Genomic DNA, 22,582 nt, shown 5'->3' with positions numbered 1-22,582 from the left:
ACTATTCCTACGCAGGTTCTACTGTGCGTTCATTGGTAATATCTACAGTGTGAATTTGTACGCCTTTATAGCTTTTTTCTTCGCCACGAGCTGGACGAATTTGCTCGCGCTCTGTTACAAATTCAATGTTTTCATCTGTTTCTTTAGAGTTAACAAATTGACGGAAACGTTTTAATTGCTCAGGATCTTCAATCGTTGTTTTCCATTCACATTGATATGTATCAACAACACTTTGCATTTGACTTTCAAGTTCAGCATTTACGCCTAAGTGATCATCAATAACAACTTTCTGCATATATTCTAAGCCGCCTTCAAGGTTTTCTAACCATACTGAAGTACGTGTTAAACGATCTGCGGTACGTACATAAAACATTAAGTAACGGTCAATGTATTTCACTAAGGTTTCGTCATCAAGATCGGTAGCAAATAAGTCACCATGGCGAGGCTTCATACCACCATTACCACTTACATATAAGTTCCAACCATTTTCCGTAGCGATAATACCAAAATCTTTACTTTGTGCTTCAGCACACTCACGTGTACAACCCGATACACCTAATTTGAATTTGTGCGGTGTACGTAAACCTTTGTAGCGATTCTCTAAGAAAATAGCCATTGCCATGCTGTCTTGAACACCGTAACGACACCAAGTGCTACCCACACATGATTTAACTGTACGTAAAGATTTACCGTAAGCGTGACCTGTTTCCATACCTGCATTGATTAACTTTTCCCAAATATCAGGTAATTGGTCAACACGTGCACCAAATAAATCGATACGTTGTCCGCCTGTTATTTTGGTATATAAGTTGTATTCTTTTGCTACTTCACCAATCACAATTAAGCGCTCTGGTGTTACTTCACCACCTGGCATACGAGGTACAATTGAGTAAGTACCGTCTTTTTGCATGTTACCTAGGTAAGTATCGTTAGTGTCTTGTAGCGGTAAATGATCTTCTTTTAAGATGTAGTCGTTCCATACTGAAGATAAAATAGAACCCACAGCTGGCTTACAAATTTCACAACCAATACCACAACCATGTTTTTCAATTAAGGTATCAAAGTTTCTGATTTTTTCTACTTTAACGATATGGAAAAGTTCTACACGGCTATGAGCAAAATGTTCACAAATGTCTGTGCTAACTTCTACACCACGTTTTTCTAATTCGTGATCTGTTACTGTTTTAACTAAAGCTGCACAACCGCCACAACCTGTCGTTGCTTTAGTACAAGACTTAACGCCAGCTACATCACATGCGCCTGCATCAATCGCACTAATAATGTCGCCTTTGGTCACGTTCAAACATGAACAAATAGTCGCAGTATCAGGTAGGGCATCTACACCTAATGTTGGTTTTTCACCTGAGCTTGGTAAAATTAAGCCGTCTGGATTTTCAGGTAATTCAATCGCATTTAATGCGTATTGTAATAATGAATCATATTCGCTGGTATCACCAACAAGTACAGCACCTATTAATGTTTTGCCATCTGAACTTACAACAATCTTTTTGTAGATATCGTCAGGTTCGTTAAAGTAAGTATAAGATTTAGCGCCAGCTGTGCGTGCGTGTGCATCGCCAATTGAACCAACATCCATTCCCATAAGCTTTAACTTGGTGCTCATGTCAGCACCCGTAAATTGTTGTACACCACCAATAATGTTATCTACAGCAACTTTAGCCATGGTGTAACCTGGAGCTACAAGACCATATATAAAGTTATTCCAAAGAGCACACTCACCAATTGCATAAATGTGTTCGTCTGAAGTTTGACATTCATTGTTAACAACAATACCGCCACGTTCGCCTATTTGTAGGTCAAAATCGCGCGCTAAATTGTCATATGGACGAATACCTGCAGAGAATAAAATAACGTCGGTTTCTAAATGCGTGCCATCAGCAAATACCATGCGGTGAACACAATCTTCGCCGTCAATAATTTCGTTAGTGGCTTTTTGTGTATGAACTTGAACGCCAATGCCTTCAATCATATTTCTAAGTAATTCGCCGCCGTCTTTATCTAGCTGAACACCCATTAATTGTGGCGCAAATTCTACAACGTGAGTTTGTAAGCCTAATTCTTTTAATGCGTTCGCAGCTTCAAGACCTAATAAACCACCACCAACAACAACACCTACTTTGCCTGAATTAGCAGAGGCTTGAATAGCATCAAGGTCGTCGATTGTGCGGTAAACTAAACAGTGATCTCTTTCTTTACCTGGAATAGGAGGAACAAAAGGATAAGAACCTGTTGCTAAAATAAGTTTGTCGTAAGCATATTTTTCGCCAGTTTCAGTACTGACCGTTTTTTCTGCTTTATTGATATTGGTAACTTTAGCGTCGGTAAAAAACTTAACACCTAACTCGTTATAATGCTCGGGTGTTGTAAGGGCTAAATCCTCAGCGGTTTTACCTGAAAAGTATTCAGAAAGGTGTACACGGTCATAGGCAAGTCTATCTTCCGCCGACAATACAGTAATTTCATAACCTTCATGTTTAGCCATTTCATCAACAAAGTGATGACCAACCATGCCGTTACCTACAACTACAATCTTTTGTTTTGCGCTCATACTACAATCCTACTTTGCTATTTAATGCCGCATCGATGCGGAACTGAGGTGATGTATACAGGACGTTGTTATACCCCTCGACTTAGTAGATATAGAGCAAACACAGTGCCATGAATTTTATTCTTTATTAATCATGTGTTTATGTTTTTTAGACGTGAAAAAAATTGACTCATGCACAAGTGTGAGTACTTTTCCGCACAAGTGCTGTGCACATTTAAAGGGATGAAAGCTTATTAAGTGTGTGGATAAAGCTATAAATAAGGTAGCTATGATTGAATTTATTTTATCTATACGAGAATCTTCGTATTTAATGTTGCATTTTTATGACTAAGCCATCAATATAATTACCAATATAGACATTAATAAACATGATACAAATATATATAAAATAAGGCATTCGCCATACAAGGAGAAACATTTTGTTAAATACCTCTTATAAAAAACTAACTCAAAATATTCGTCATTCATTTAAAGCTCATTCCGCTATTGGTTTAGGGCTAGCTTTGTCGGTAAGTGCTATTCCTGCTTTTGAAATACAGGCCGCACCTGCAGCAGAAGAAGCTAACGTTGAACGTATTATTGTTACAGGTTCACGTCGAAATGACCGAACGGTATCTGAAAGTATGGTACCTATTGATGTACTAAGTGCAGATGATATTGCTAAAACAGGTCAGTTAGAAGTGAGCCAAGTGCTATCTAATCTTGTACCTAGTTTTAACTACCCAAATGCAACGGTTGCTGATGGAACTGATCATGCACGCCCAGCGGTACTTCGTGGCTTAGCTCCTGATCACACTTTAGTGCTTATTAATGGTAAGCGTCGTCATAGTGGCGCACTACTTAATTTAAACGGTACTGTAGGTCGCGGTTCAACAGCCGTTGATTTAAATACTATTCCTACAGCCGCGATTGAACGTATAGAAATTCTTCGCGATGGCGCAGCAGCTCAATATGGTTCTGATGCTATTGCTGGCGTTATCAACATCATTCTTAAAAAGAGTGAAGGCGGCAGCATTAATGTTACTTACGGTAAGCATGTAACAACAATGGATGGTGTACCTGAGTTACAACAAACTCAAGTCGATGCAAACGGTGATTTAGATTTTGTAACGGGTGGCTATAGATCGCGTACTGATGGCGCAACTACTACACTTTCTGCTAACTGGGGAACCACATTTGAAAACGATGGTTTCATCAATTTATCATTAGAATCTCGCGACCGTGATGCAACCAACCGTTCAGGCTTCGATCCTCGTGAACAATACGATCGCATTAATGGTGAATTAGACCCGCGTGAATTAACTTTTAATCGCTACAATCACAACTTCGGTAAAGCTGAAATTAAAGATACGGCTTTCTTCTATAATGCTGGTGTATCGTTAAGTAACGATGTTGAGCTTTATTCATTTGGTAGTTACGCACAACGTGACGGTTTATCAGGTGGTTTTTACCGAGAAGCTAACGATAGCAATAACATTCCTGAAATTTACCCTGATGGTTTCTTACCTCAAATTGGATCTGATGTTAAAGATCAGGCCATTGTTGTGGGCGTAAATGGTGAAGTTGATGATTGGACATGGGATTTCAGTGTTAACTACGGAAAAAATGATTTCGAATTTGAAGTGGTTAATAGCTTAAATGCTTCAATGGGACTTGATAGCCCAACTGAATTTAAAAACGGTAGCCTTGTTTATGATCAAACAGTAGTTAACTTTGCTGTAACTAATATGGTTGATTTCGGTTTAGAAAATGAAGTTTTCCTTGCGATGGGAGCTGAATATCGCTCTGAAGGTTATCAAATTATTGCAGGTGAAGAAGCTTCTTACATTACCGTTCTTGATGGTGATGGTATTCCTGTAGCTGCTGGTGGTGCGCAAGTATTATCTGGTTTTTCTCCAGAAAGTGCCGTTGATGAAAGCAGACACAATGTTGCTTTATATGTTGATTTAGATACCGACTTAACAGATAAGTTAAATATCGCTATAGCAGCCCGCTATGAAGACTACAGTGATTTTGGTTCTACGCTAACGTCAAAATTAGCAGCAAGATATGAAGTGTCAGATACCTTAGCGTTTCGTGGTGCAATTAGTACAGGTTTTAGAGCGCCAAGCTTAGCGCAAACTTCTTATAAATCTATTGCGACCGTATTTGAAAATGGTATTCCAAGCGAAGTGGGTTTATTCCCAGTTTCTGCATCAGCAGCACAAGCGTTAGGTGCAAAAGAGCTAGAAGCTGAAGACTCAGTAAACGGCACATTAGGTTTTGTTTATGAGAAAGAAAACTTCAACTTAACAGTAGATGCTTACCAAATTACTATTGATGACCGTATCGTATTGTCTGAAAACTTAAGTGGTGATGCTGTTGTTAGCATTTTACAAGAAGCTGGCGAACTCAATACACAACGTGCGCGTTACTTTACTAATGCTATCGACACCAAAACAAAAGGTGTTGATGTTGTTGCAACGTACGACCTTGACTTAAGTACTAACGGCGATCTACGTTTAAGCGCAGCCCTTAACATCAATGAAACTGAAGTCACTCACGTAAAAGAAAACCCAAGTGAGTTATCAGCATTAGGTGATAGCTATGTTGTATTCTCACGTAGAGAAATTGCACGTTTTGAAGATGGTACACCTAAAAACAAGCTTAACTTAGCTGCGGGTTGGACCTTAGATGAACTACAAGTTAACTTACGAGCAACACGTTACGGCGAAGTTATTGATTCAGGTACAACTGTTGAAAATGATGAAGTATTAGATCCGAACTGGATTGTTGATTTAGATGTATCGTATGCACTTACTGATAATCTTAAAATATCTTTAGGGGCGAATAACTTATTCGACGAATACCCAGAAGATACAATCAGCAACATTGGTCAATCTAACTTTAACCAAATATTCCCGTATTCTGGCTTTTCATCGTATAGCATTGACGGACGCTTTTTATATACGCGTTTGAACTATACTTTTTAACGTTATAGTAAGCTAAGCTAGATAAACAAAAGCGCCTGAATCAACCAATGATTCAGGCGCTTTTTTTGTTTAATATATTCTGTTGTTTTTACATATTTAGAGCAGGTTCTAAATTAATAAATAAGCGCAATAATAAAAGCAACAAACAATATGGCTGACATGCTTTGCCAGAATTGAATAGGGTTACGTTCCATTATGGGCTGTTTTTTATATTCTTGTAGCGCATTGATATTAGGCTTACTTAAATCAGCAAAGAACTCAGAGAAGGCTTTATATCTAAGTGAAGGATCTGCTTCAGTGGCTTTTTTCAGCGCTAGGTCTAACCATAAAGGTAAATCACTTCTAAAGTGAGTGATACGTTTGTACTGAAATGGTGAATAGTCGCTAAAGGTGACTTCAGCTCTTACCATAGGTTTGTAAGGTAAACTTCCACATAACATTTCATAAGTGATAACACCTAACGAGAATAAGTCACTTTTATGATCGGCATGTAAGGTAAGCAATGTTTCAGGCGCAATATAATTTAACGTGCCTTGTGGAACCGACTCAGCTAAGTGGTTGCTGTTTTCTTCTAGCGAAGCAACAAGAACAGTGCCGTAATCAATCAAGGTTACTTTGCCATAAGCATCTATCATGATGTTATCGGGCTTTAAATCTCGGTGTACCAAGTCTAATCGCTGAAAGGTGCGCAGAGCTTTAATAACTTGTTCTAAAATATCGCGAACTTGTGCAATGCTTGGATTCTTATTGTCGTGCATCCATTCTGAAAGAGTTTGCCCGTCAATGTATTCACACACATGATATAAAAATTTGCTGTTAGTTTTCGCGCTTTGAATACGCATCACATTACGATGATTTACGCGTTCACCAATCCAAGCTTCGCGCATAAATCCTTGCAGATAAATCATATCGTCAGCAAAGTTTTCTGAAGGTACTTTCAATACAAAAGGAGTAGGGTCTGACTCATGCTCAACAAGATATAAATGTGAGCGTATGCTGGCGTGAATAACTTTGCGTACTTTGTAATTGTCTAATTTCATACCTACTTCAAGTGCTGGAGGTATGGTTTTACTCAGTAAGTCTCTTTCTATTTCAATTAACTCACGATTCGGCGTACTGCCAATATACATAAGCAAGCAACTAACATTGTCGTCACTGCCCATTTCTAAAGCAAAGTCGACGATGGATTTACTGGCTTTTTCTAAATCTTCATTGCTCGGGTTTTCTGGTAAGTCATGTAATCTAGATTTTATTGCCGTTGCTGATAAAAAGTCGTGTACGCCATCACAAGTTAATACATAAATATCGCCAGCTTTAACATCTATTTGATGCACATCTACTTTTAGTCGCGGATCAGCACCCAAAGCTCGCGTTAAAATAACATCTTTGCTGTTAGTACCACTTCTTCGATTATGATCACGAGTAATGATTTCAATGTCATTTTCACGATAGACACTTAAACGTGTATCACCCACATGAAAAACATAACCCGTAGAAGATTTGACGATTAATGAAGTGAAGGTGGTTAGCCATTGTAATGATTCACCGTTGGCTGAATCGGTTTGAGAAGATAGCCATTGGTTTAAACTGGTAAGAACTTTTGAAGCTGACTTTTGGGTAGACCAAGTGTCAGAGGTGGCATAATAGTCGTTAATAAATTGAGTAACAGAAATTTGAGCTGCATCAGCAGCTCGGCTTGCGCTTGAAACACCATCAGCTAGTGTGGCAACGACACCTTTAGATATTATTTCGGTGGCTTTAGGAACAAGGGCTGCAAATGCATCTTGGTTTTCTGCTTTTTTACCTGCTGTGCTGTAGCCACCAAAACACACATCTAATTTGTCAGGTGTGTTTTGGTTTACAGCCGATGTTTTTTCTGTACTTTTTTCAGCGTTAACTGAAGTGTTATGAGACATTTATTAGCTCAATGCTACCGTCTTCACGTACTTCGGTAATTGTTCCTTTTGGCTCTTGCATAAATAACAATGCAACAAAGCCAACAACTGCCGTCGCCGCAATAACAAGAAAGAATGTTGAATAGTCTACCACTGACAATACAGTTAAATAAACCACGGCACCTACGTTACCGTAAGCACCTGTCATACCTGCAATTTGTCCTGTTAAACGACGCTTAATTAATGGAACTGCAGCAAATACTGCACCTTCACCCGCTTGTACGAAGAAAGAACAAGCCATTGCCGTAATTACAGCAATAACTAAAGGCCATGAACTATCAATTAACGACATAGCAAAATAACCTACCGCTAAACCTGCTGTTAAAATAAGTAAGGTTTTCTTACGACCAAACTTATCACTTAACCAACCGCCACCAGGACGCGACATTAAGTTCATAAAGGCGTAAGTCGATGCTAACATTGCCGCGTAAACCATATCTAATTCGAAGGTTTCAGCAAAGAATAAAGGTAACATTGAAATAACAGCTAACTCAGAACCAAACGTTGCAAAATAAAGTATGTTTAAAACCGCAACTTGTTTGAATTTATAACGATGAGATTCAGGTACTTCATTTTTAAATAAGTGACCATTCACTTTAAAAGTTTGTTTTACTTCAAGTAAAAATAAAACAACGAGTGATAAGTAAGCGATTAACGTTGTGCTTTCTGTAAGTAATGAAACGCCAGACGGTGAAAGTTTCCATGCAAGTAATGCTAAAGCACCGTACATAGGGATTTTCATTATTAATAATAAGTAGAAGTCAGGAACACTGGTTACTTCCATTGCACCTGTTTGTTTCGGTTTAAAGTAGGTTGAACCTTTAGGTGTATCGGTAACGTTTGCGTACCAAATCAAACTAAACACTAAGCTTAACAAACCCGTTAACGCTACAGAGTATCTCCAGCCATCTTCACCACCAAACATTAAAGCGATAGTAGGTAAAGTCATAGCTGCAGCAGCTGAACCAAAGTTACCCCAACCACCGTAAATACCTTCAGCAGTACCTAATTCGTTAGCAGGAAACCATTCCGAAACCATACGAATACCGATAACAAAACCAGCACCAATAAAGCCTAATAAAAAGCGCGCAATAGCGGCTTGTTCAAAGGTGTCAGCAAAAGCGAACATAAAACACGGGATACTACATATGGCTAATAGCAGGGCGTAAACTAAGCGAGGTCCGTATTTATCGGTAAGCATACCAATAATGACACGGGCTGGAATAGTAAGGGCTACGTTAAGTAGCATAAGAGTTTTAAGCTCACTACCTGTTAAGCCTAAGCTATCGCCAATCACGGAGATTAATGGAGCAAAGTTAAACCAAACCATAAAGGTGATGAAAAAAGCCATCCAGCTTAAATGGAGTACTTTCATTTTGCCTGTAAATGACAATATATTGATGCCTGCTTGTCCGCTCATAAGTTTTCACCGTGTTATTTCAAATTGAAATTTAAAAATCTATGGTTAGGAGAAAGCAAGGCTAGTGCCATAGCCAGAAAATATATTTTATTTATATATATCAGGTGGTTATTTTTAGTTTGTTGTTTTTATTAATATTTGATTACGTTATTGTGCACTGATCTTGCTATGTTGCACGGTTACAGTGCGTAATAAAATGCAGATAAGAAATGTATTTGAATTAATTAGAGAAATGAAATTTTTGATGAAAAGCGCTGAGTTGCTGTTGTGCAAAGTTAAGAGTAGTCGGTGAAAATTGTACTTTATTTCCTGGGCGTAACTGACTGAGTTTAAATAAGTCGGTTTGTATTACTGCACCTAAAACAGGGTAACCACCTATGGTTTGTCTTTCTTTCATTAGAACAATAGGTTGGTTGTTGCTAGGTAGTTGAATAGTGCCAAAAGTAACGGGTTTAGACAGGTTAGATTTTTTGTTCGTGTTTGAACTGAGGTTTAGATTTGAGCTTGTATTTGAGCTTAGGTTTGGCTCTAACTCTGGTTTTATGCTGTCGTTAGGCATTTCAGATAATCGGTAGCCCATGCGATTGCTGTCTGCACTAATCGTAAATTGATGTTCACAAAAAGCTGTTTGCTGCTTTTCACTAAGAGAATGCCATAGCGTTTGAGGAATAAAGCGTAGCGTTAACGGCATGCTTAACTCGTTATAGAATTGGCTAGGCGTTAATTGCTTTTGCTGAAATGCGATTTTAGATGCTTGCTCCAGATCAAAATTACTAGAAGAAAAGTTGTGAGACTTCATCTTTTCAGAGCTTAGACTACAGTGCTCAGCTAAAGGAATATGATAGTCAGTTGATATTATGTCTGCTGGCGCTGTATTAAAGCCTAAGTGTTTTTCAGTTGAGGTTTGTGAACGACTGCCCAGCCAGGGTTTATTTTGAATGCCACCTACAACTGCTAAGTAACTATGTAAGCCTAGTTTAGGTTGGTTGAAACTCACAATATCATGGGTGTTTAAATGATGAACTTGCCAGTTATTTACTGGTTTATCGTTTATACATACCGAGCAATCTGCACCTGTTATAGCTATAGTACAACTTTGCTCTGCTTTAAATGTTATTTGCCCTAAGGTTATTTCTAATTGAGCCAGACTAAGGTGGTGATTGAGTAACTGGTTATCTGGTGAATGATTTACCGAATGAATATGTGCATCTGATTGTGAAAGATTCTGAGCTAAACATAATAAATAATTAGCATACAAAAATGCATATTCATCTGCCGCACCACCTGCACTAAAACCTAAATGTTGACTCGACATCCGACCAAGATCTTGAACACTGCAAAAGCCATTTTGCTTGATAACGGTTAAGTGGTTTTTTAGCTTATTAGTCATTAGCGTGTTTCCTTAATAAATTCACCACCTAAAGACAAAAACTCTGTACGAGTAATAGAAATGAATCTTACTGATTGTCCTACTTGAATCGTGCTTTTGAATTGTGAGTCTTGAGAGTTGTTATTTTCTTTATCGAATGTATTTTCTTTGGAATTCTCAATATTTTTATCAGAAGTAACGTCTAAATTAACATGATACATATCTAAAGGCGTTTGCCCAATTATATGCCAACCACCAGGGCTGGTATTAGGGTAAATAGCGGTTTGTTGCTCTGCAATGGCAACAGCACCTTTAGGCACACTAAGGCGCGGAGATGACTTTCTCGGAAGTTGTAATTGCGCAGGTAATTTACCTAAATAACAAAAGCCAGGAGTAAAGCCTAAAGCGTAAGCTCGATAAGTGGTTTGACTATGCAACTGGATAACTTCATCAATACTTAATTGAGTTTGTTGAGCAACCGTTTGAATATCCCAGCCTGCTTCTTCATCATAATAAACGGGTATTTCTATGATTGAGTTTTCTACTGGAACAATATGTTTGGAGCTATCTGAAGCGCTTGTTTGGTTGTTGTTGTGGATAGGTCTTTGGATCAGCTCAAGCAAGAATGTGTTTAAGGTGTCGTGTTGTATTTTTTCAAACTTATAATAAATAATCAGGCTGGCGTAACTCGCTATGGAATCAATCATTATTTCTTTAAGAAAAGCTGCCGCTTGTTGCTGGCAAAACATAATATGTTGATGTTGCTCAGCACAAATTTTCTCAGGCCATTCAAGTAATACGGCATTTTCACTAATGTATGAAAGGGTAATTAAAGGCTTATCCTCTGTTTTATCAGATGCTTTTAACATGAGCTTGGCGCTATGTTGTTTGTATTATTTGAACATTCAGCGTTGAGTAATTGATGTAGTTGTTTAACGACTGCTATTGCCTCAGGATTATCGCCGTGAACACATAGAGTATCTACTTTTAGAGTTAAAGGTTTTCCGTTAACACTGATGAATTTATTATGGCGGATCAATTGTTCACATCGACTTATGATTTTGTCTATATCGTGTATAACCGCATTGCTTTCTTGGCGAGAAACAAGCAAGCCTTGGTCGGTATATTCTCTGTCGGCAAAGGCTTCAAATAACAAAGATATATGATATTTAGCTGCAATGGCTTTTAACTGAATAAAGATATTATCGGTTTCAGGTAAGGCTTGAATAAGTAATGGCAGTGGATGTTTTAACGCTGAAATTGCTTGGCAAACTTGTTCGAATATTTCAGCGTTTTTCATCATGTCGTTATACAAAGCGCCATGTGGTTTCACATAACTCAAAGTCGCATTGTTGCTGTCGCATATCGCTTGCATCGCACCTGTTTGGTATTGAATTATCGCGATAAGTTCTGCAGCTGAATAACTAACACTAATACGCCCAAAGTTATCTTTATCGTTATAACTAGGATGCGCACCAATAATTACCTTGTTGGTAAGTGCTAACTTAACTGTGTTATCCATGGTTAATGGGTCGGAAGCATGAAAGCCACACGCGATATTTGCCATGTGAATAAAGGGCATGATCAACGCATCGTTATCATGTACTTTTTCACCTAAATCGCAGTTTAACTTCATGGTTTATCCTTTAGTTTCTTGGTGCCTTACTCAGCACAATGTCAGATTTTGGAATAGCGCTACAAGCTAAAACGTAACCATTTTCTATATCTTCAGCAGACAAACCATCTGTGGCTAGTTGTTCCACATCACCACTTTCTAGTTTTATTTTACAGCGTCCACACATTCCGCCACGACATGAATAAGGCAAAATTAAGCCTGCATCTTCACCTTGATCTAAAATTGTCGCCTTGTTGTTGCCAACTACTTCTTTATTCCATGAGCTAAAGTTTATTTTAGGCTTTTTATTTACTTTCATTGATGCTGAGCCTTGGTTAGTGTTTTCTTTAATTTCTTTAATTTCTTTAATTTCTTTAATTTCTTTAATTTCTTTAATCACAAAAGTCGGTGCTTGTTTGGTTTCGATAACTTCAACTTTATCGCCTAGTTTAATTTGTCCTTGGTTGAGTGGTACCAAGTTTTGACCAAACATAACATCACCACTTTCAATTTGTCTGAAGGTTTTCAATGTTGTTAATGGTTCTTGCTGACTATTACTTTCAGCTGTTTTAGGGTTAATTGTTGTGAAGATACAACGTGAGCAAGGTGAGGTAACTTCAAATTCTACTTCACCAATACGAATGTGTTTCCATGTATCTTCATCAAAACCATCGCAGCCATCTATCACTAAGTTAGGTCTAAACTGATCCATGGTAACCATATTATCAGTGCCTAATCTTTGATTGAGCTGAGCTAAAGATTGTTGAGAAATAAGTAAAATCGGGTAACCGTCAGCAAAACCGACTTGGCTATTCTTATTTTTAACAAAGCGCTCTGAGTTTTCACCAAAAAATAATAGCTGACAAGGCTGCTCTAAATAACGGCTAAACCATTGATTGTAATGTTCAGCGCCTATTTGAGCATTTATATCGCTTGCCCAAACCGTTACATTTTGATATTCAGAAGAAAACTTAGCATATTCTATCGATAAAATAGGCATGCCTGGCGCGGTGATGTTTATACCTGTAGAGGTTAAATTTGCCTGAATTAAACATAAGCGTGGTTCAGTGCGAGCTGTAAACATTTCGCCTTTATCGTTTGCGACAATAAAGCGTCGATCAAAAGACAGCCCAAGTTCTTCTACCCAACTATTTGAAAGGTGAATACCTGATGATGATTTTATTGGGTAAACCGAGATTGACTGTAATGCTATATTCGCCACGTTATTTCCTTTTTAACCTTAAATGATAGTGCACTGGGGTTATTTAATTTTACCGCGTTAATGTAAGCCGAATTTACTTGTGATTCAATTACTGAGCCTAGATAAATGATGTTAACGTCAATTAAGGGCAATTAAATCTGTGTGTGGCTGGTTTTACCTACTGTGACTAAGGTATATTACTAGCATATTACAAGGTTCTTATTTCTCATTTTTTGGTAAACGTATGCATATTCATATTTTAGGTATTTGTGGCACATTTATGGGCGGAATAGCCGCCATAGCAAAACAGTTAGGACATCGAGTTTCAGGTTGCGATGCTAACGTATATCCTCCGATGAGCACTCAGCTCGAAGAGTTAGGCATAGAGTTAAAACAAGGTTATTTAACCGAGCATTTAAAAGATGAACCTGATTTAGTGATTGTTGGTAATGCGATGTCGCGCGGTAATCCTATGGTTGAGTATGTATTAGACCGAAATATTGCTTACACTTCTGGACCTCAGTGGTTGCTTGAAAATGTATTAAAAGACCGTTGGGTGCTAGCCGTTTCAGGAACTCATGGAAAAACCACTACCAGCAGTATGATCACCTGGATTTTAGAATACGCTAACATGGCACCAGGTTATTTAATTGGTGGCGTTCCACAAAACTTTGAGAGCTCAGCTAGATTAGGTGAAGCTCCTTTTTTTGTGATTGAAGCTGACGAATACGACACCGCCTTTTTTGATAAACGTTCTAAGTTTGTTCATTACCGTCCACGTACGTTAGTGATCAATAATTTAGAATTTGATCATGCTGATATTTTTGATGATTTAAGTGATATCCAAAAACAATTTCATCATCTTATTCGAATGGTACCGAGTAATGGGTTAGTACTATATCCACAAAACGAACAAGCGATTACTGAAACTATTGAAAAAGGCTGTTGGACACCTACTCAACAAAGTGTTGACGAGCTTAATCGTGATAAAGGTTGGTTTGCTGAAAAACTTAAAGCAGACGGCAGCGAATTTGTTGTTAGTTTCAAAGGTGACATTCAAGGTACTGTAAAGTGGAACTTAATCGGCGACTTTAATATCGATAATGGCTTAATGGCGATTGCTGCAGCACGACATGCAGGCGTACCAAGCGAAGTAGGGATAGAAGCCCTAAGTGAATTTATAAACACTAAGCGCCGTTTAGAATTACGCGGCACGGTAAATGGCATTCGTGTATTTGATGATTTTGCTCACCATCCAACGGCAATTAATAAAACCTTAACGGGTGTGCGTCATCATGTAGGTAAAGAACGTATTATTGCAGTACTTGAACCTCGTTCAAATACTATGAAGTCAGGCGTTCATAAAGATACGTTAGCCGCTTCACTTGATCATGCTGATCTAATTTATATCTACCAAGGTGACGGTGTTGATTGGTCGGTTGAAGATTTGATTAAAGATTGTAAAGCGCCTTGTATTGTCAGTGCTGACTTAGCCAGTTTAGTCGAGAGTATTACTGATGAAACACAAGCAAACGACACTATAGTTGTAATGAGTAATGGTGGCTTTGGCGATATACACAACAAGCTATTAAATGCTTTAACAGACAAACAAAATAAGGTTTAGCATGAGCTCAACGTTAGTTAAAAATACCCAGTTCGAAAAGCAAATTACCTTAGCTATTACAGGCGCTTCAGGTTCTGCTTATGCCTTGCGTTTGATCGAATGTTTAGTCGCGGCCAATTATCAAATTTACCTATTATGTTCGAGTGCTGCAAAAGTAGTATTTGATACAGAAGTGGGGTTGAAAGTCCCATCATCACCTGATGCAGCAAGCCAATTTTTTATCGATAAATTCAATGCAAAAGCAGAGCAAATTATTGTTTTTGGTAAAGAGCAATGGTTCTCGCCTGTGGCATCTGGTTCAGCTGCTCCCAAGTTAATGGTGGTTTGTCCATGTTCAACAGGAACCCTTGCTGCAATAAGCCAAGGTATGAGCGATAACTTAATCGAACGCGCTGCTGATGTGGTTATAAAAGAACGTGGACAGCTTATTTTAGTTGTGCGCGAAACACCGTATTCAACTATTCATTTGCAAAACATGCTAACTCTTTCGCAAATGGGCGTAACTATTATGCCGGCATCTCCAGGGTTTTATCATCATCCTGAATCAATCAACGATTTGATTGATTTTATGGTGGGAAGAATGTTGGATCATCTTGGTATCGATCAGAACATTATGCCACGCTGGGGATATCAGAAAGGATAGCTTTTTTCTGCTTTGATGAATTGTATTTAATAAGTTAAAAATCAAGAATAACTAAAATTATAAAAACAAAGGAAACTTACAATGGAAGTAAATGTATTTGATAGAACTCACACCAACGACAAAATTATAAGTGTTACTGCATATAATATTGTTATTGGTTTAGCCCTTATTTGGGGCTTTGCGGTTAACTGGTTTATGGTTTTAAATATATCGCCAGAATCTATTAGCAGTGTTAATCCTATTATATTTTTTGTCGGTTATTTTGCTTGTTGTTTTTTTGGTATTTATCTTTTCAATAAATCAGATAATCCCGCTATAAGCTTCATTGGCTATAATTTCGTTGTAGTGCCTTTTGGTTTAATTATTAATGTAGTCGTAAGCCAATATAACCCTGACATTGTACTTGAAGCGATTAGAGTCACTGGTTTAGTAACCTTTGTAATGATGCTTTTGGGCTCTATGTATCCTGCCTTTTTTAATAAGATTATTGGTGGGCTAAGTGTCGCTTTAATCAGTGTGATTATTGTTGAACTGGTGATGGTTTTTGTTTTTGATACCCATCACGGTATTTTAGATTGGATTGTAGCAATCATTTTCTGTGGCTATATCGGTTACGATTGGGCTAGAGCAAATGCCATACCTAAAACCTACGATAATGCGATAGATAGTGCCGCTGCATTGTATATGGATATTATTAACTTGTTCTTACGCATACTACGTATATTGGGTCGAAAGTAGTTTAGCGCTTAAATAACTTTAGGTTTAAACACTTTATGTTGTAATAGCTTCATTATTTAAAGCTATTACAACAATTAACTTTGAGTTACAGACTAACTATATTTTCAATTGTCGTTGTTCATAGCCATTCAATTTTAAGTATTTATCTTAATTACTTAAATTAAACGTAATCAAGTAAAATCAAAGTGATGTGCTTAAACTGTCACTTTTCTCACCACGCAACATCTTCTGCATTATGTTAACTAGGCGTCCAAGTTTGCATTGTGTGTTATCTATTACGCTACAACCTTGTATTAACTTTGTTGCATCTAACGATAAATAAAATTTATCACTCATAGCTAGTTTCGATATTGAGTCAGCATTACGAATACGATAAAAGTCGAATGCGAGTTCTTTACCATTTTTAGACAATAGTTTTTTGTTATCTTTAATTACTGAAGCACTGTTTGTTTTTGTTGCTAGCATAGGTTTTACAAGTGAGTAGAGTGTATTGTTGTTTATATATTCAACAAGATCTTGCGGCCAGTCTTTAACAAAGAATCTTTGTAGAACAACTTGCTGTAAGTGTTGATCTGTAAAGTCTAAATAATTTTTGCTCGATAATATTTCTTTATTCCAATTAGGCAGCTCATGCTGGTTTCTGTATTGCCATTCTGTTTCATAAAAAGGGAATAAACTTTTGAAATTTTTAACTGTATCTAATGCAACGGTATCAATTTGAACGTTATTTTTTGAATCGAAAGTTAATAGCTTATAAGCAGGGCGATAAGCGGCTAGTGACGGTATTTGAATGTTATAAAAAGGTGTGTTGTTTTTTCGCTTTATAACACCGGTATCATTGATATGCATATGTCCGGCAAAGTGTAATGTTAGGCCCATATTTGCCAAAATATTTTCAGTTTCTTGTGTTGGCATTCGCTTGAGTTGTAATTTATCTTTTCCAAATAGTTCCGCTATATCGGCAGCCGTATTGTCGTAAAAGTCGGTTGCAGGAAAGTGGCTAAAAGCAATAAGCTTTTTATTTTGTAACTTCGCTCTTTTAGCCACATCTTTGATCCATGTTAGCACCGGCTTTTTGTATACCAGCATTTGATTATAACCGGCATTACTCGAACCATTATAAGTTGTTGATTCGTTGCTGTTAGCTGAATATTTAGGTGTGTAAACATTGGCATCTATAGCTAATAACCATAAACCTTCTACAGGCTCTACTAGATAACTAGCGTCAGGCATTTTTACACAATTTTTTATATTGTTTGGATCACACCAAGTGAGGTGACGGCTCTCAAATGATTCATCTTGGTGATGAGTACTTTTACCCTCTTTTACTTGTTTAGTTTGTGTTTGGGTAAAAGGAGTTTCGTAATAAATATCTTGTTGTTGAGGGTGAAAACCATGTTGTCCCATCGTATTCATTATTTCTTTATATCCCCACTGTAAAAGGGAATTAGAACAATGTTGGTTTTTAGTTCTTTTAAGTGTATTACATTTTTTATGATTTAGGCTGTGAATCCCAATCTCTGAACCATCAGCTGATAAAAAGTCTGTTTTTCCCCCTTCTACCGTACTCGGTCTTACGGGATCGTGATTACCTGTAATAGCGAAAAATCGCATGCCATATTTTTTGGTATATTCATCTAATATATGACTAATAGCTTTTACGTTAATCGGTTGTCCGTCATCGGTTAAATCACCCGGTAAAGCGACAAGTTTTACGTTTTTTTCAACAAGATCATCTAAAGCTGTTTTTAGTACAAAATAATTTTCGTTAAATAATCGAGTTGAAGATAATTGCGCATTCATACTTCGTATAAGTAATTGGGTGTTCGCTTGAGGAAGCTTACCTTCAGGCATTTTTTCTATTTGAGCATGGATATCATGTAAATGAATATCAGCTAAAAAACCAACCTTTGTTCCCGTTAAATCTTGAGCGGTTATTTGTAGACTAATGAAAATCACACTTAAAAATATTAAAAATTTCACGATTAATTAACTCTAGAATGTGTTGTTTTATCTTGTGTAAGAAGATTATCCTATAAGGTAATACGAATGGAAGCGATTATATTGGATCTTTTATTAGGAATATTGTTCAAATTTGAAGGTATACAATCAAGCTCTTTGTGTGGTTAAACTTATGTTGTTAAAAGTATTAATAAGGCTTGATTATCTAGTTATTGATGAATATTAAGCCATGCGGTAATGTGTGACTTTTGATTTTAAGCGCTTTATTTCGCGTAAATTAACGATTAAAAATAATCGCAGGTATGTTTAAAGACCTAATTTCTTAAATTCACAGATGCTTAGTTTCTTAAATTCAGAGAGGCTGACTTCTTAAATTTATAAAACATAGTTTAGAAGGATTTCAAATGAAAACAATCGGCATGTTAGGTGGAATGAGCTGGGAATCAACAGCCAGTTATTACAAAACGATTAACCAAGGTATTAAACAAAAACTTGGAGGTTTGTCTTCAGCACAAATTTGCTTATATAGCGTTAATTTTGAAGAGATTGAAAAGCTGCAGCATGATGGGCAATGGGACGAAACTGCCATTATATTAACTAAAGCTGCTCAATCTGTAGAAGCAGGCGGCGCTGACTTTTTAATTATTTGCACTAATACCATGCATAAAGTTGCGGATGAAATTCAAGCGCATATCTCTATTCCCCTTTTACATATTGCTGATGCTACAGCGGCTAAATTAGTGCTAAATGGCATCACACAAGTTGGCTTGCTAGGTACTCGATTTACCATGGAACAAGACTTTTACAAGAGTCGCTTAACAGAACGTTTCGGCATTCAAGTGATTGTTCCTTCTACGGATGATCAAACCATAGTTCATAACGTTATATATGATGAACTTTGTCGAGGTGTGATTAATTCTAACTCAAAAGCGCAATATTTAACGATTGTAAAAAGCTTATTTAACCAAGGTGCGCAAGCCGTAATTTTAGGCTGTACAGAAATCGCTTTATTGATTAATCAAAATGATACTTCAGTTCCTCTATACGATACCGCTGAAATACACGCTGAAGCAGCTATTAAGTTAGCACTATCGGATTAAGTACTTAGCGCCTTAGAGATAAGAAATAAGTAACTCCAGATAAATCCATGTGATATAACAGCACCATTAAAATAGAGTTTAACGAATAAGATTATTAAGAGTGTTATGAATAAGAGTGCAATAGCAAAATTTATTGGTGTATTTGTTAGTTTGTTAGTTATCTGGGTAATTAACGATTTATTATTAATTCAGCCTTGTTTAAATGAGGGTGGCGTATTCCAGTATGAAAAAGGTCAATGCTTATTGGAGAATGGCAACATTTTCACAACAGGTTTTGAAATGCCTTTAGTTATTTTGTATGTTTTTATCGGCTTTGGTGTTTCATATCTCGTTTCCAAGCTTATTCGAAAATTTATAAAAGATTAATATCTGTGCCTTAGGGGGCATTTAACCCTAAAGATAAACAGACTCTAACTTTCCGTAAATAATATGCTCTATGCATTAGATGTAACCGTAATATAAATAATAGGATTTAACATGAAAACAATGACTTGTAATCAACTGGGTGGAGCATGCGAAGAGCAGTTTCAAGCTGAAACTTTTGAAGAAATCGTTGAACTAAGTAAAGTTCACGGTATGCAAATGTTCCAAAAGCAAGATGCAGATCACATGAAAGCGATGCAAAAAGTAATGATGATGATGCAGCAACCTGAAGTGATGAAGGAATATTTTGCAGAAAAGAAAAAAGTATTTGAAGCGCTAGCGGAAGATTAAAGTAGGCAGCTAATTTATACAGGTGATATTTTTTCTTGTATATACTTGTTAGCTCTTGGTTTTTTCACTATTAATTTAGTTATAAGTAATAAATAATGAGTTTGGTGGTTTTTTGAGCTTTCCCTTGAGTTTTTTAGTAGGATCGATTTTGTACCCTATTTAGTAATGGGTTTAAGGGCGTATTTAAATATGAACGTTTTAGAAAGTAGAAGGAGTAAGAATTAGTGTTAGAGCTACATCCAAACTGCGAAAATTGCGATAAAGATCTTCCTCCTGAATCTACAGAAGCTTGCATTTGTAGTTATGAATGCACTTTTTGCACAGCCTGTGTTGAAGGAATTTTACAAAACGTTTGCCCTAATTGTGGTGGTGGTTTCTCTGCTAGACCTATTCGCCCTGCAAAAGAATTAAGAAATGGTGTTGGTCTTCAACATCAACCAGCCTCTACGAAGCGTGTTAGAACGGTTTTAACTGAAACTGAAATTATTGAATTCGCAGCTTCTGTTAAAGATACCCAGCCAGAAAATAGATAACGACTTTTTATAAGTAAAAAGTCGCTGTCGTTTCTCTTTTTTAGATTTACTTATCTAATGCTAAACTTTTAATTTGTCCAATGACGTTGTTTGCTCAATGGTTATATCAACCATGTTTTCGCACAGAGCAGACTGTTCTTTTACTGCGTCGGAAAGTGATTGGCTAATATCTCGTATTCTTGTTGTATTATGATCAATCTCTTGAGCAGAGGTGCTTTGCATATCTGCAGCTGATGCTATTTGGCCTGTCATATCACTAATTTCGTGAATACTGTTACGTATTGTCTCTAAAGCTGAACTGGCTTCTTTAGCAATTAATTGAGTGGAATTAGCTTTGTCTTTATTTTCAAGAATAGCTTTTTCTGCCTCTCTTACACCTTCTTGCAATTGATTGATCATATCGTGTATCTGTTTTGTCGACTCTTGGGTTTTCGAGGCTAAAGTTCGTACTTCGTCCGCTACTACAGCAAAACCTCTACCATGTTCACCTGCGCGGGCTGCTTCAATAGCTGCGTTCAAGGCTAACAAGTTTGTTTGGTCGGCAATATTAGTAATAACGGTAAGAATTGATTCAATATTGTTACTGTAATCTACTAAGTGAGTAATGGTTTCAACCACATTTCCCATCTGATCTGTTAACTGTAAAATAGACGCGGTGGTGCGATCTACAACTTGTTCACCTTCTTGTGTTGCCATATCTGCTTGATTAGCTCGTTCTGCTGCTGTTTGCGCATTAGCCGCAACATCATTCGCCGTTGCCGACATTTGATTGATTGATAAAGCTAAGTTATCTAATTCCACTAATTGTGTGTTTAATTCAGTAGAAGACTGAGCAGCAGATAGTGCCGTTTTATCGGTGTTCTCACGAACATTTCTCGACCGACCTTTTACTTCAGTTATTAGGTTTTGTAGATAATTAATAAAGATATTAAATTCGTTAGACACATCACTAAATTCATCATTACTCGTGATCTCTAAACGCTTGGTTAAGTCGCCTTTACCGCTATTAATTTCTTGTAGTGATTGATGCAAAGCGTGTAATGGTTCAAGTAAGCGAGTTATCACTAAATATAAAACAACAGAAACGATTAGAGCAGCAATAAGGGTGCTCCAAAAGGCAGCCCAACCAAATTCGCGCACATCAGCTAAAAGTTTATGTTCATCTAATACCACACCAACATACCATTCTGAACCGTAAAGATTAGGCAGGGGACTAAACGATAAATACACAGGAGTTCCATCTATTAATTGGCTACGAACTAAGTTGCTGTTAAGAGAGGGCATACCGCCTTGGATAAAATCAGTAACGGATTTATCATTGAGCTTTTCATCAGGGTGGCTAATGACTTTTCCTTTTTGATTTATAAGGAATGAATAACCAGTGTGATTAAAGTGAAGCGCATTAACTGCGTCAGATACAGTTTTAAGGCTTAAGTCGCCACCAAAACCACCTTTAAAAGTACCTTTGTTTTTTATACTGGCAACCGCTGAAATAATGACATCACCCGTTACAGTATCAATATAAGGTTCGGTTAATATGGCTTGATCGTGATCTCTTGCTAAATTATACCAAGGGCGTTGTCGAGCATCATAGTCGGTAGGGTTCCATGTTCTATCATTGGTAATTCTGATGCCATCGGTATCTAAGCCACCAAAAATTAAAATAAATTCTTTTTTGAAAATAGGGAGGTCGACATTTTTCTGAATATTATCAGCACTAAAGTCCGCATCAATAGACTGAGCTATTGTGTCAATTAACCCCAGTTTACCATCTAGCCAATTATTAACTTGAGCCGCCAGTACCATGCTTTTTTCTTGGGTATTAGCGTTGGTTTGTTCTATGAGTTCTGTGCGAAGCTTGTTGTATTCTATATAAGAATAAGTGGTAAATGCTAAAGTAACTATGATTGAAGCATATAAAACAACTTTATGTGACACCTTCATTATTTTTTAACCTTTTTTCATCAAGAGATTGTTTACGATTATTGGGCTGTGAACTGTTGAACATGATTTTTATTTAAATTTATAACGTTTTAAAATGGATAGAGGGATTACTTTTAAACTTGTTTAAATTTTTCCTCAATATGTTCCTTGTTTTAATAAACTAGGGCCTGTTGATCTTTCAGGGTTAAATTTTATTCAATTTAAAACGGATTTAATCGCGATG

17 protein-coding genes are annotated in these 22,582 nt (G+C 37.0%); 8 read left to right on the top strand and 9 right to left on the bottom strand.

The window, feature by feature from the left end; all coding sequences use genetic code 11:
- Positions 1-7: 7 nt before the first annotated feature.
- Positions 8-2,569: a nitrite reductase large subunit NirB gene (gene nirB, locus ACPUVN_RS14445; RefSeq protein ID WP_426359617.1), complete on the bottom strand. Its 2,562-nt coding sequence runs from the start codon at positions 2,567-2,569 to the stop codon at positions 8-10.
- A gap of 455 nt (positions 2,570-3,024) precedes the next feature.
- Between nirB and ACPUVN_RS14440 the strand changes: the two genes are divergently transcribed.
- Positions 3,025-5,541 carry a TonB-dependent receptor plug domain-containing protein gene (locus tag ACPUVN_RS14440; protein ID WP_426360526.1) on the top strand — a complete coding sequence of 839 codons (2,517 nt, stop codon included), beginning with the start codon at positions 3,025-3,027 and terminating at the stop codon, positions 5,539-5,541.
- Between the two features lie 113 nt (positions 5,542-5,654).
- Here ACPUVN_RS14440 and ACPUVN_RS14435 read toward each other — a convergent pair whose 3' ends face one another.
- The 6 genes from ACPUVN_RS14435 to ACPUVN_RS14410 all read right to left on the bottom strand — a co-directional run bounded on the left by ACPUVN_RS14435 (position 5,655) and on the right by ACPUVN_RS14410 (position 13,122).
- On the bottom strand, positions 5,655-7,457 hold the full coding sequence (locus tag ACPUVN_RS14435; RefSeq protein WP_426359618.1) for a protein kinase domain-containing protein: 1,803 nt from the start codon (positions 7,455-7,457) through the stop codon (positions 5,655-5,657).
- The gene (locus tag ACPUVN_RS14430) at positions 7,447-8,916 is read right to left on the bottom strand and encodes a NarK family nitrate/nitrite MFS transporter (protein ID WP_426359619.1); all 1,470 of its coding nucleotides are present in this window, start codon (positions 8,914-8,916) and stop codon (positions 7,447-7,449) included. Before ACPUVN_RS14430 ends, ACPUVN_RS14435 begins: the two co-directional genes overlap by 11 nt.
- Positions 8,917-9,136: 220 nt before the next feature.
- Positions 9,137-10,306 (bottom strand): biotin-dependent carboxyltransferase family protein, encoded by a 1,170-nt coding sequence (locus ACPUVN_RS14425; protein ID WP_426359620.1) that lies wholly within the window; start codon positions 10,304-10,306, stop codon positions 9,137-9,139.
- Positions 10,306-11,154 carry a 5-oxoprolinase subunit PxpB gene (pxpB, locus tag ACPUVN_RS14420; RefSeq protein WP_426369309.1) on the bottom strand — a complete coding sequence of 283 codons (849 nt, stop codon included), beginning with the start codon at positions 11,152-11,154 and terminating at the stop codon, positions 10,306-10,308. Before pxpB ends, ACPUVN_RS14425 begins: the two co-directional genes overlap by 1 nt.
- Entirely contained in the window at positions 11,148-11,921 is a 774-nt protein-coding gene (locus ACPUVN_RS14415) for a 5-oxoprolinase subunit PxpA (protein WP_426359622.1), read from the bottom strand. Before ACPUVN_RS14415 ends, pxpB begins: the two co-directional genes overlap by 7 nt.
- A gap of 10 nt (positions 11,922-11,931) precedes the next feature.
- A complete protein-coding gene (locus ACPUVN_RS14410) occupies positions 11,932-13,122 on the bottom strand; it encodes a YcbX family protein (protein ID WP_426369308.1) in 1,191 nt (396 codons plus the stop codon).
- A 223-nt stretch (positions 13,123-13,345) separates the two neighbouring features.
- Here ACPUVN_RS14410 and mpl point away from each other — a divergent pair, with 223 nt between their 5' ends.
- The 3 genes from mpl to ACPUVN_RS14395 all read left to right on the top strand — a co-directional run bounded on the left by mpl (position 13,346) and on the right by ACPUVN_RS14395 (position 16,106).
- Complete coding sequence (gene mpl / locus ACPUVN_RS14405; RefSeq protein ID WP_426359624.1) at positions 13,346-14,725, top strand: UDP-N-acetylmuramate:L-alanyl-gamma-D-glutamyl-meso-diaminopimelate ligase; 1,380 nt, start codon at positions 13,346-13,348, stop codon at positions 14,723-14,725.
- Position 14,726: 1 nt separating this feature from the next.
- Positions 14,727-15,368, top strand: a complete 642-nt coding sequence (locus tag ACPUVN_RS14400) for a flavin prenyltransferase UbiX (RefSeq protein ID WP_426359625.1) — start codon at positions 14,727-14,729, stop codon at positions 15,366-15,368.
- Positions 15,369-15,449: 81 nt separating this feature from the next.
- The gene (locus tag ACPUVN_RS14395; protein ID WP_426359626.1) at positions 15,450-16,106 is read left to right on the top strand and encodes a Bax inhibitor-1 family protein; all 657 of its coding nucleotides are present in this window, start codon (positions 15,450-15,452) and stop codon (positions 16,104-16,106) included.
- A 180-nt stretch (positions 16,107-16,286) separates the two neighbouring features.
- Here ACPUVN_RS14395 and ACPUVN_RS14390 read toward each other — a convergent pair whose 3' ends face one another.
- Entirely contained in the window at positions 16,287-18,089 is a 1,803-nt protein-coding gene (locus ACPUVN_RS14390) for a metallophosphoesterase (RefSeq protein WP_426369307.1), read from the bottom strand.
- Positions 18,090-18,472: 383 nt separating this feature from the next.
- Here ACPUVN_RS14390 and ACPUVN_RS14385 point away from each other — a divergent pair, with 383 nt between their 5' ends.
- The 4 genes from ACPUVN_RS14385 to ACPUVN_RS14370 all read left to right on the top strand — a co-directional run bounded on the left by ACPUVN_RS14385 (position 18,473) and on the right by ACPUVN_RS14370 (position 20,415).
- Positions 18,473-19,168 (top strand): aspartate/glutamate racemase family protein, encoded by a 696-nt coding sequence (locus ACPUVN_RS14385; protein WP_426359629.1) that lies wholly within the window; start codon positions 18,473-18,475, stop codon positions 19,166-19,168.
- A 105-nt stretch (positions 19,169-19,273) separates the two neighbouring features.
- Positions 19,274-19,534 carry a hypothetical protein gene (locus tag ACPUVN_RS14380; protein WP_426359630.1) on the top strand — a complete coding sequence of 87 codons (261 nt, stop codon included), beginning with the start codon at positions 19,274-19,276 and terminating at the stop codon, positions 19,532-19,534.
- 111 nt (positions 19,535-19,645) lie between these two features.
- A complete protein-coding gene (locus ACPUVN_RS14375; RefSeq protein ID WP_426359631.1) occupies positions 19,646-19,882 on the top strand; it encodes a hypothetical protein in 237 nt (78 codons plus the stop codon).
- A gap of 224 nt (positions 19,883-20,106) precedes the next feature.
- Positions 20,107-20,415, top strand: a complete 309-nt coding sequence (locus ACPUVN_RS14370; RefSeq protein WP_426359632.1) for a DUF1272 domain-containing protein — start codon at positions 20,107-20,109, stop codon at positions 20,413-20,415.
- Between the two features lie 60 nt (positions 20,416-20,475).
- Here ACPUVN_RS14370 and ACPUVN_RS14365 read toward each other — a convergent pair whose 3' ends face one another.
- Complete coding sequence (locus ACPUVN_RS14365) at positions 20,476-22,359, bottom strand: methyl-accepting chemotaxis protein (protein ID WP_426359633.1); 1,884 nt, start codon at positions 22,357-22,359, stop codon at positions 20,476-20,478.
- Positions 22,360-22,582 lie beyond the last annotated feature (223 nt).

Origin of the sequence: Pseudocolwellia antarctica (assembly GCF_049933045.1) — a bacterium.
Lineage (GTDB): Bacteria > Pseudomonadota > Gammaproteobacteria > Enterobacterales > Alteromonadaceae > Pseudocolwellia.
This window is presented reverse-complemented; position numbering and strand designations above follow the sequence as displayed.

What these genes read in the sequence shown, in the direction of transcription:
- nirB (WP_426359617.1), bottom strand. Translation starts at nt 2,569, where the DNA reads ATGAGCGCAAAACAAAAGATTGTAGTTGTAGGTAACGGCATGGTTGGT.
- ACPUVN_RS14435 (WP_426359618.1), bottom strand. Translation starts at nt 7,457, where the DNA reads ATGTCTCATAACACTTCAGTTAACGCTGAAAAAAGTACAGAAAAAACA.
- ACPUVN_RS14430 (WP_426359619.1), bottom strand. Translation starts at nt 8,916, where the DNA reads ATGAGCGGACAAGCAGGCATCAATATATTGTCATTTACAGGCAAAATG.
- ACPUVN_RS14425 (WP_426359620.1), bottom strand. Translation starts at nt 10,306, where the DNA reads ATGACTAATAAGCTAAAAAACCACTTAACCGTTATCAAGCAAAATGGC.
- pxpB (WP_426369309.1), bottom strand. Translation starts at nt 11,154, where the DNA reads ATGTTAAAAGCATCTGATAAAACAGAGGATAAGCCTTTAATTACCCTT.
- ACPUVN_RS14415 (WP_426359622.1), bottom strand. Translation starts at nt 11,921, where the DNA reads ATGAAGTTAAACTGCGATTTAGGTGAAAAAGTACATGATAACGATGCG.
- mpl (WP_426359624.1), top strand. Translation starts at nt 13,346, where the DNA reads ATGCATATTCATATTTTAGGTATTTGTGGCACATTTATGGGCGGAATA.
- ACPUVN_RS14400 (WP_426359625.1), top strand. Translation starts at nt 14,727, where the DNA reads ATGAGCTCAACGTTAGTTAAAAATACCCAGTTCGAAAAGCAAATTACC.
- ACPUVN_RS14395 (WP_426359626.1), top strand. Translation starts at nt 15,450, where the DNA reads ATGGAAGTAAATGTATTTGATAGAACTCACACCAACGACAAAATTATA.
- ACPUVN_RS14385 (WP_426359629.1), top strand. Translation starts at nt 18,473, where the DNA reads ATGAAAACAATCGGCATGTTAGGTGGAATGAGCTGGGAATCAACAGCC.
- ACPUVN_RS14380 (WP_426359630.1), top strand. Translation starts at nt 19,274, where the DNA reads ATGAATAAGAGTGCAATAGCAAAATTTATTGGTGTATTTGTTAGTTTG.
- ACPUVN_RS14375 (WP_426359631.1), top strand. Translation starts at nt 19,646, where the DNA reads ATGAAAACAATGACTTGTAATCAACTGGGTGGAGCATGCGAAGAGCAG.
- ACPUVN_RS14365 (WP_426359633.1), bottom strand. Translation starts at nt 22,359, where the DNA reads ATGAAGGTGTCACATAAAGTTGTTTTATATGCTTCAATCATAGTTACT.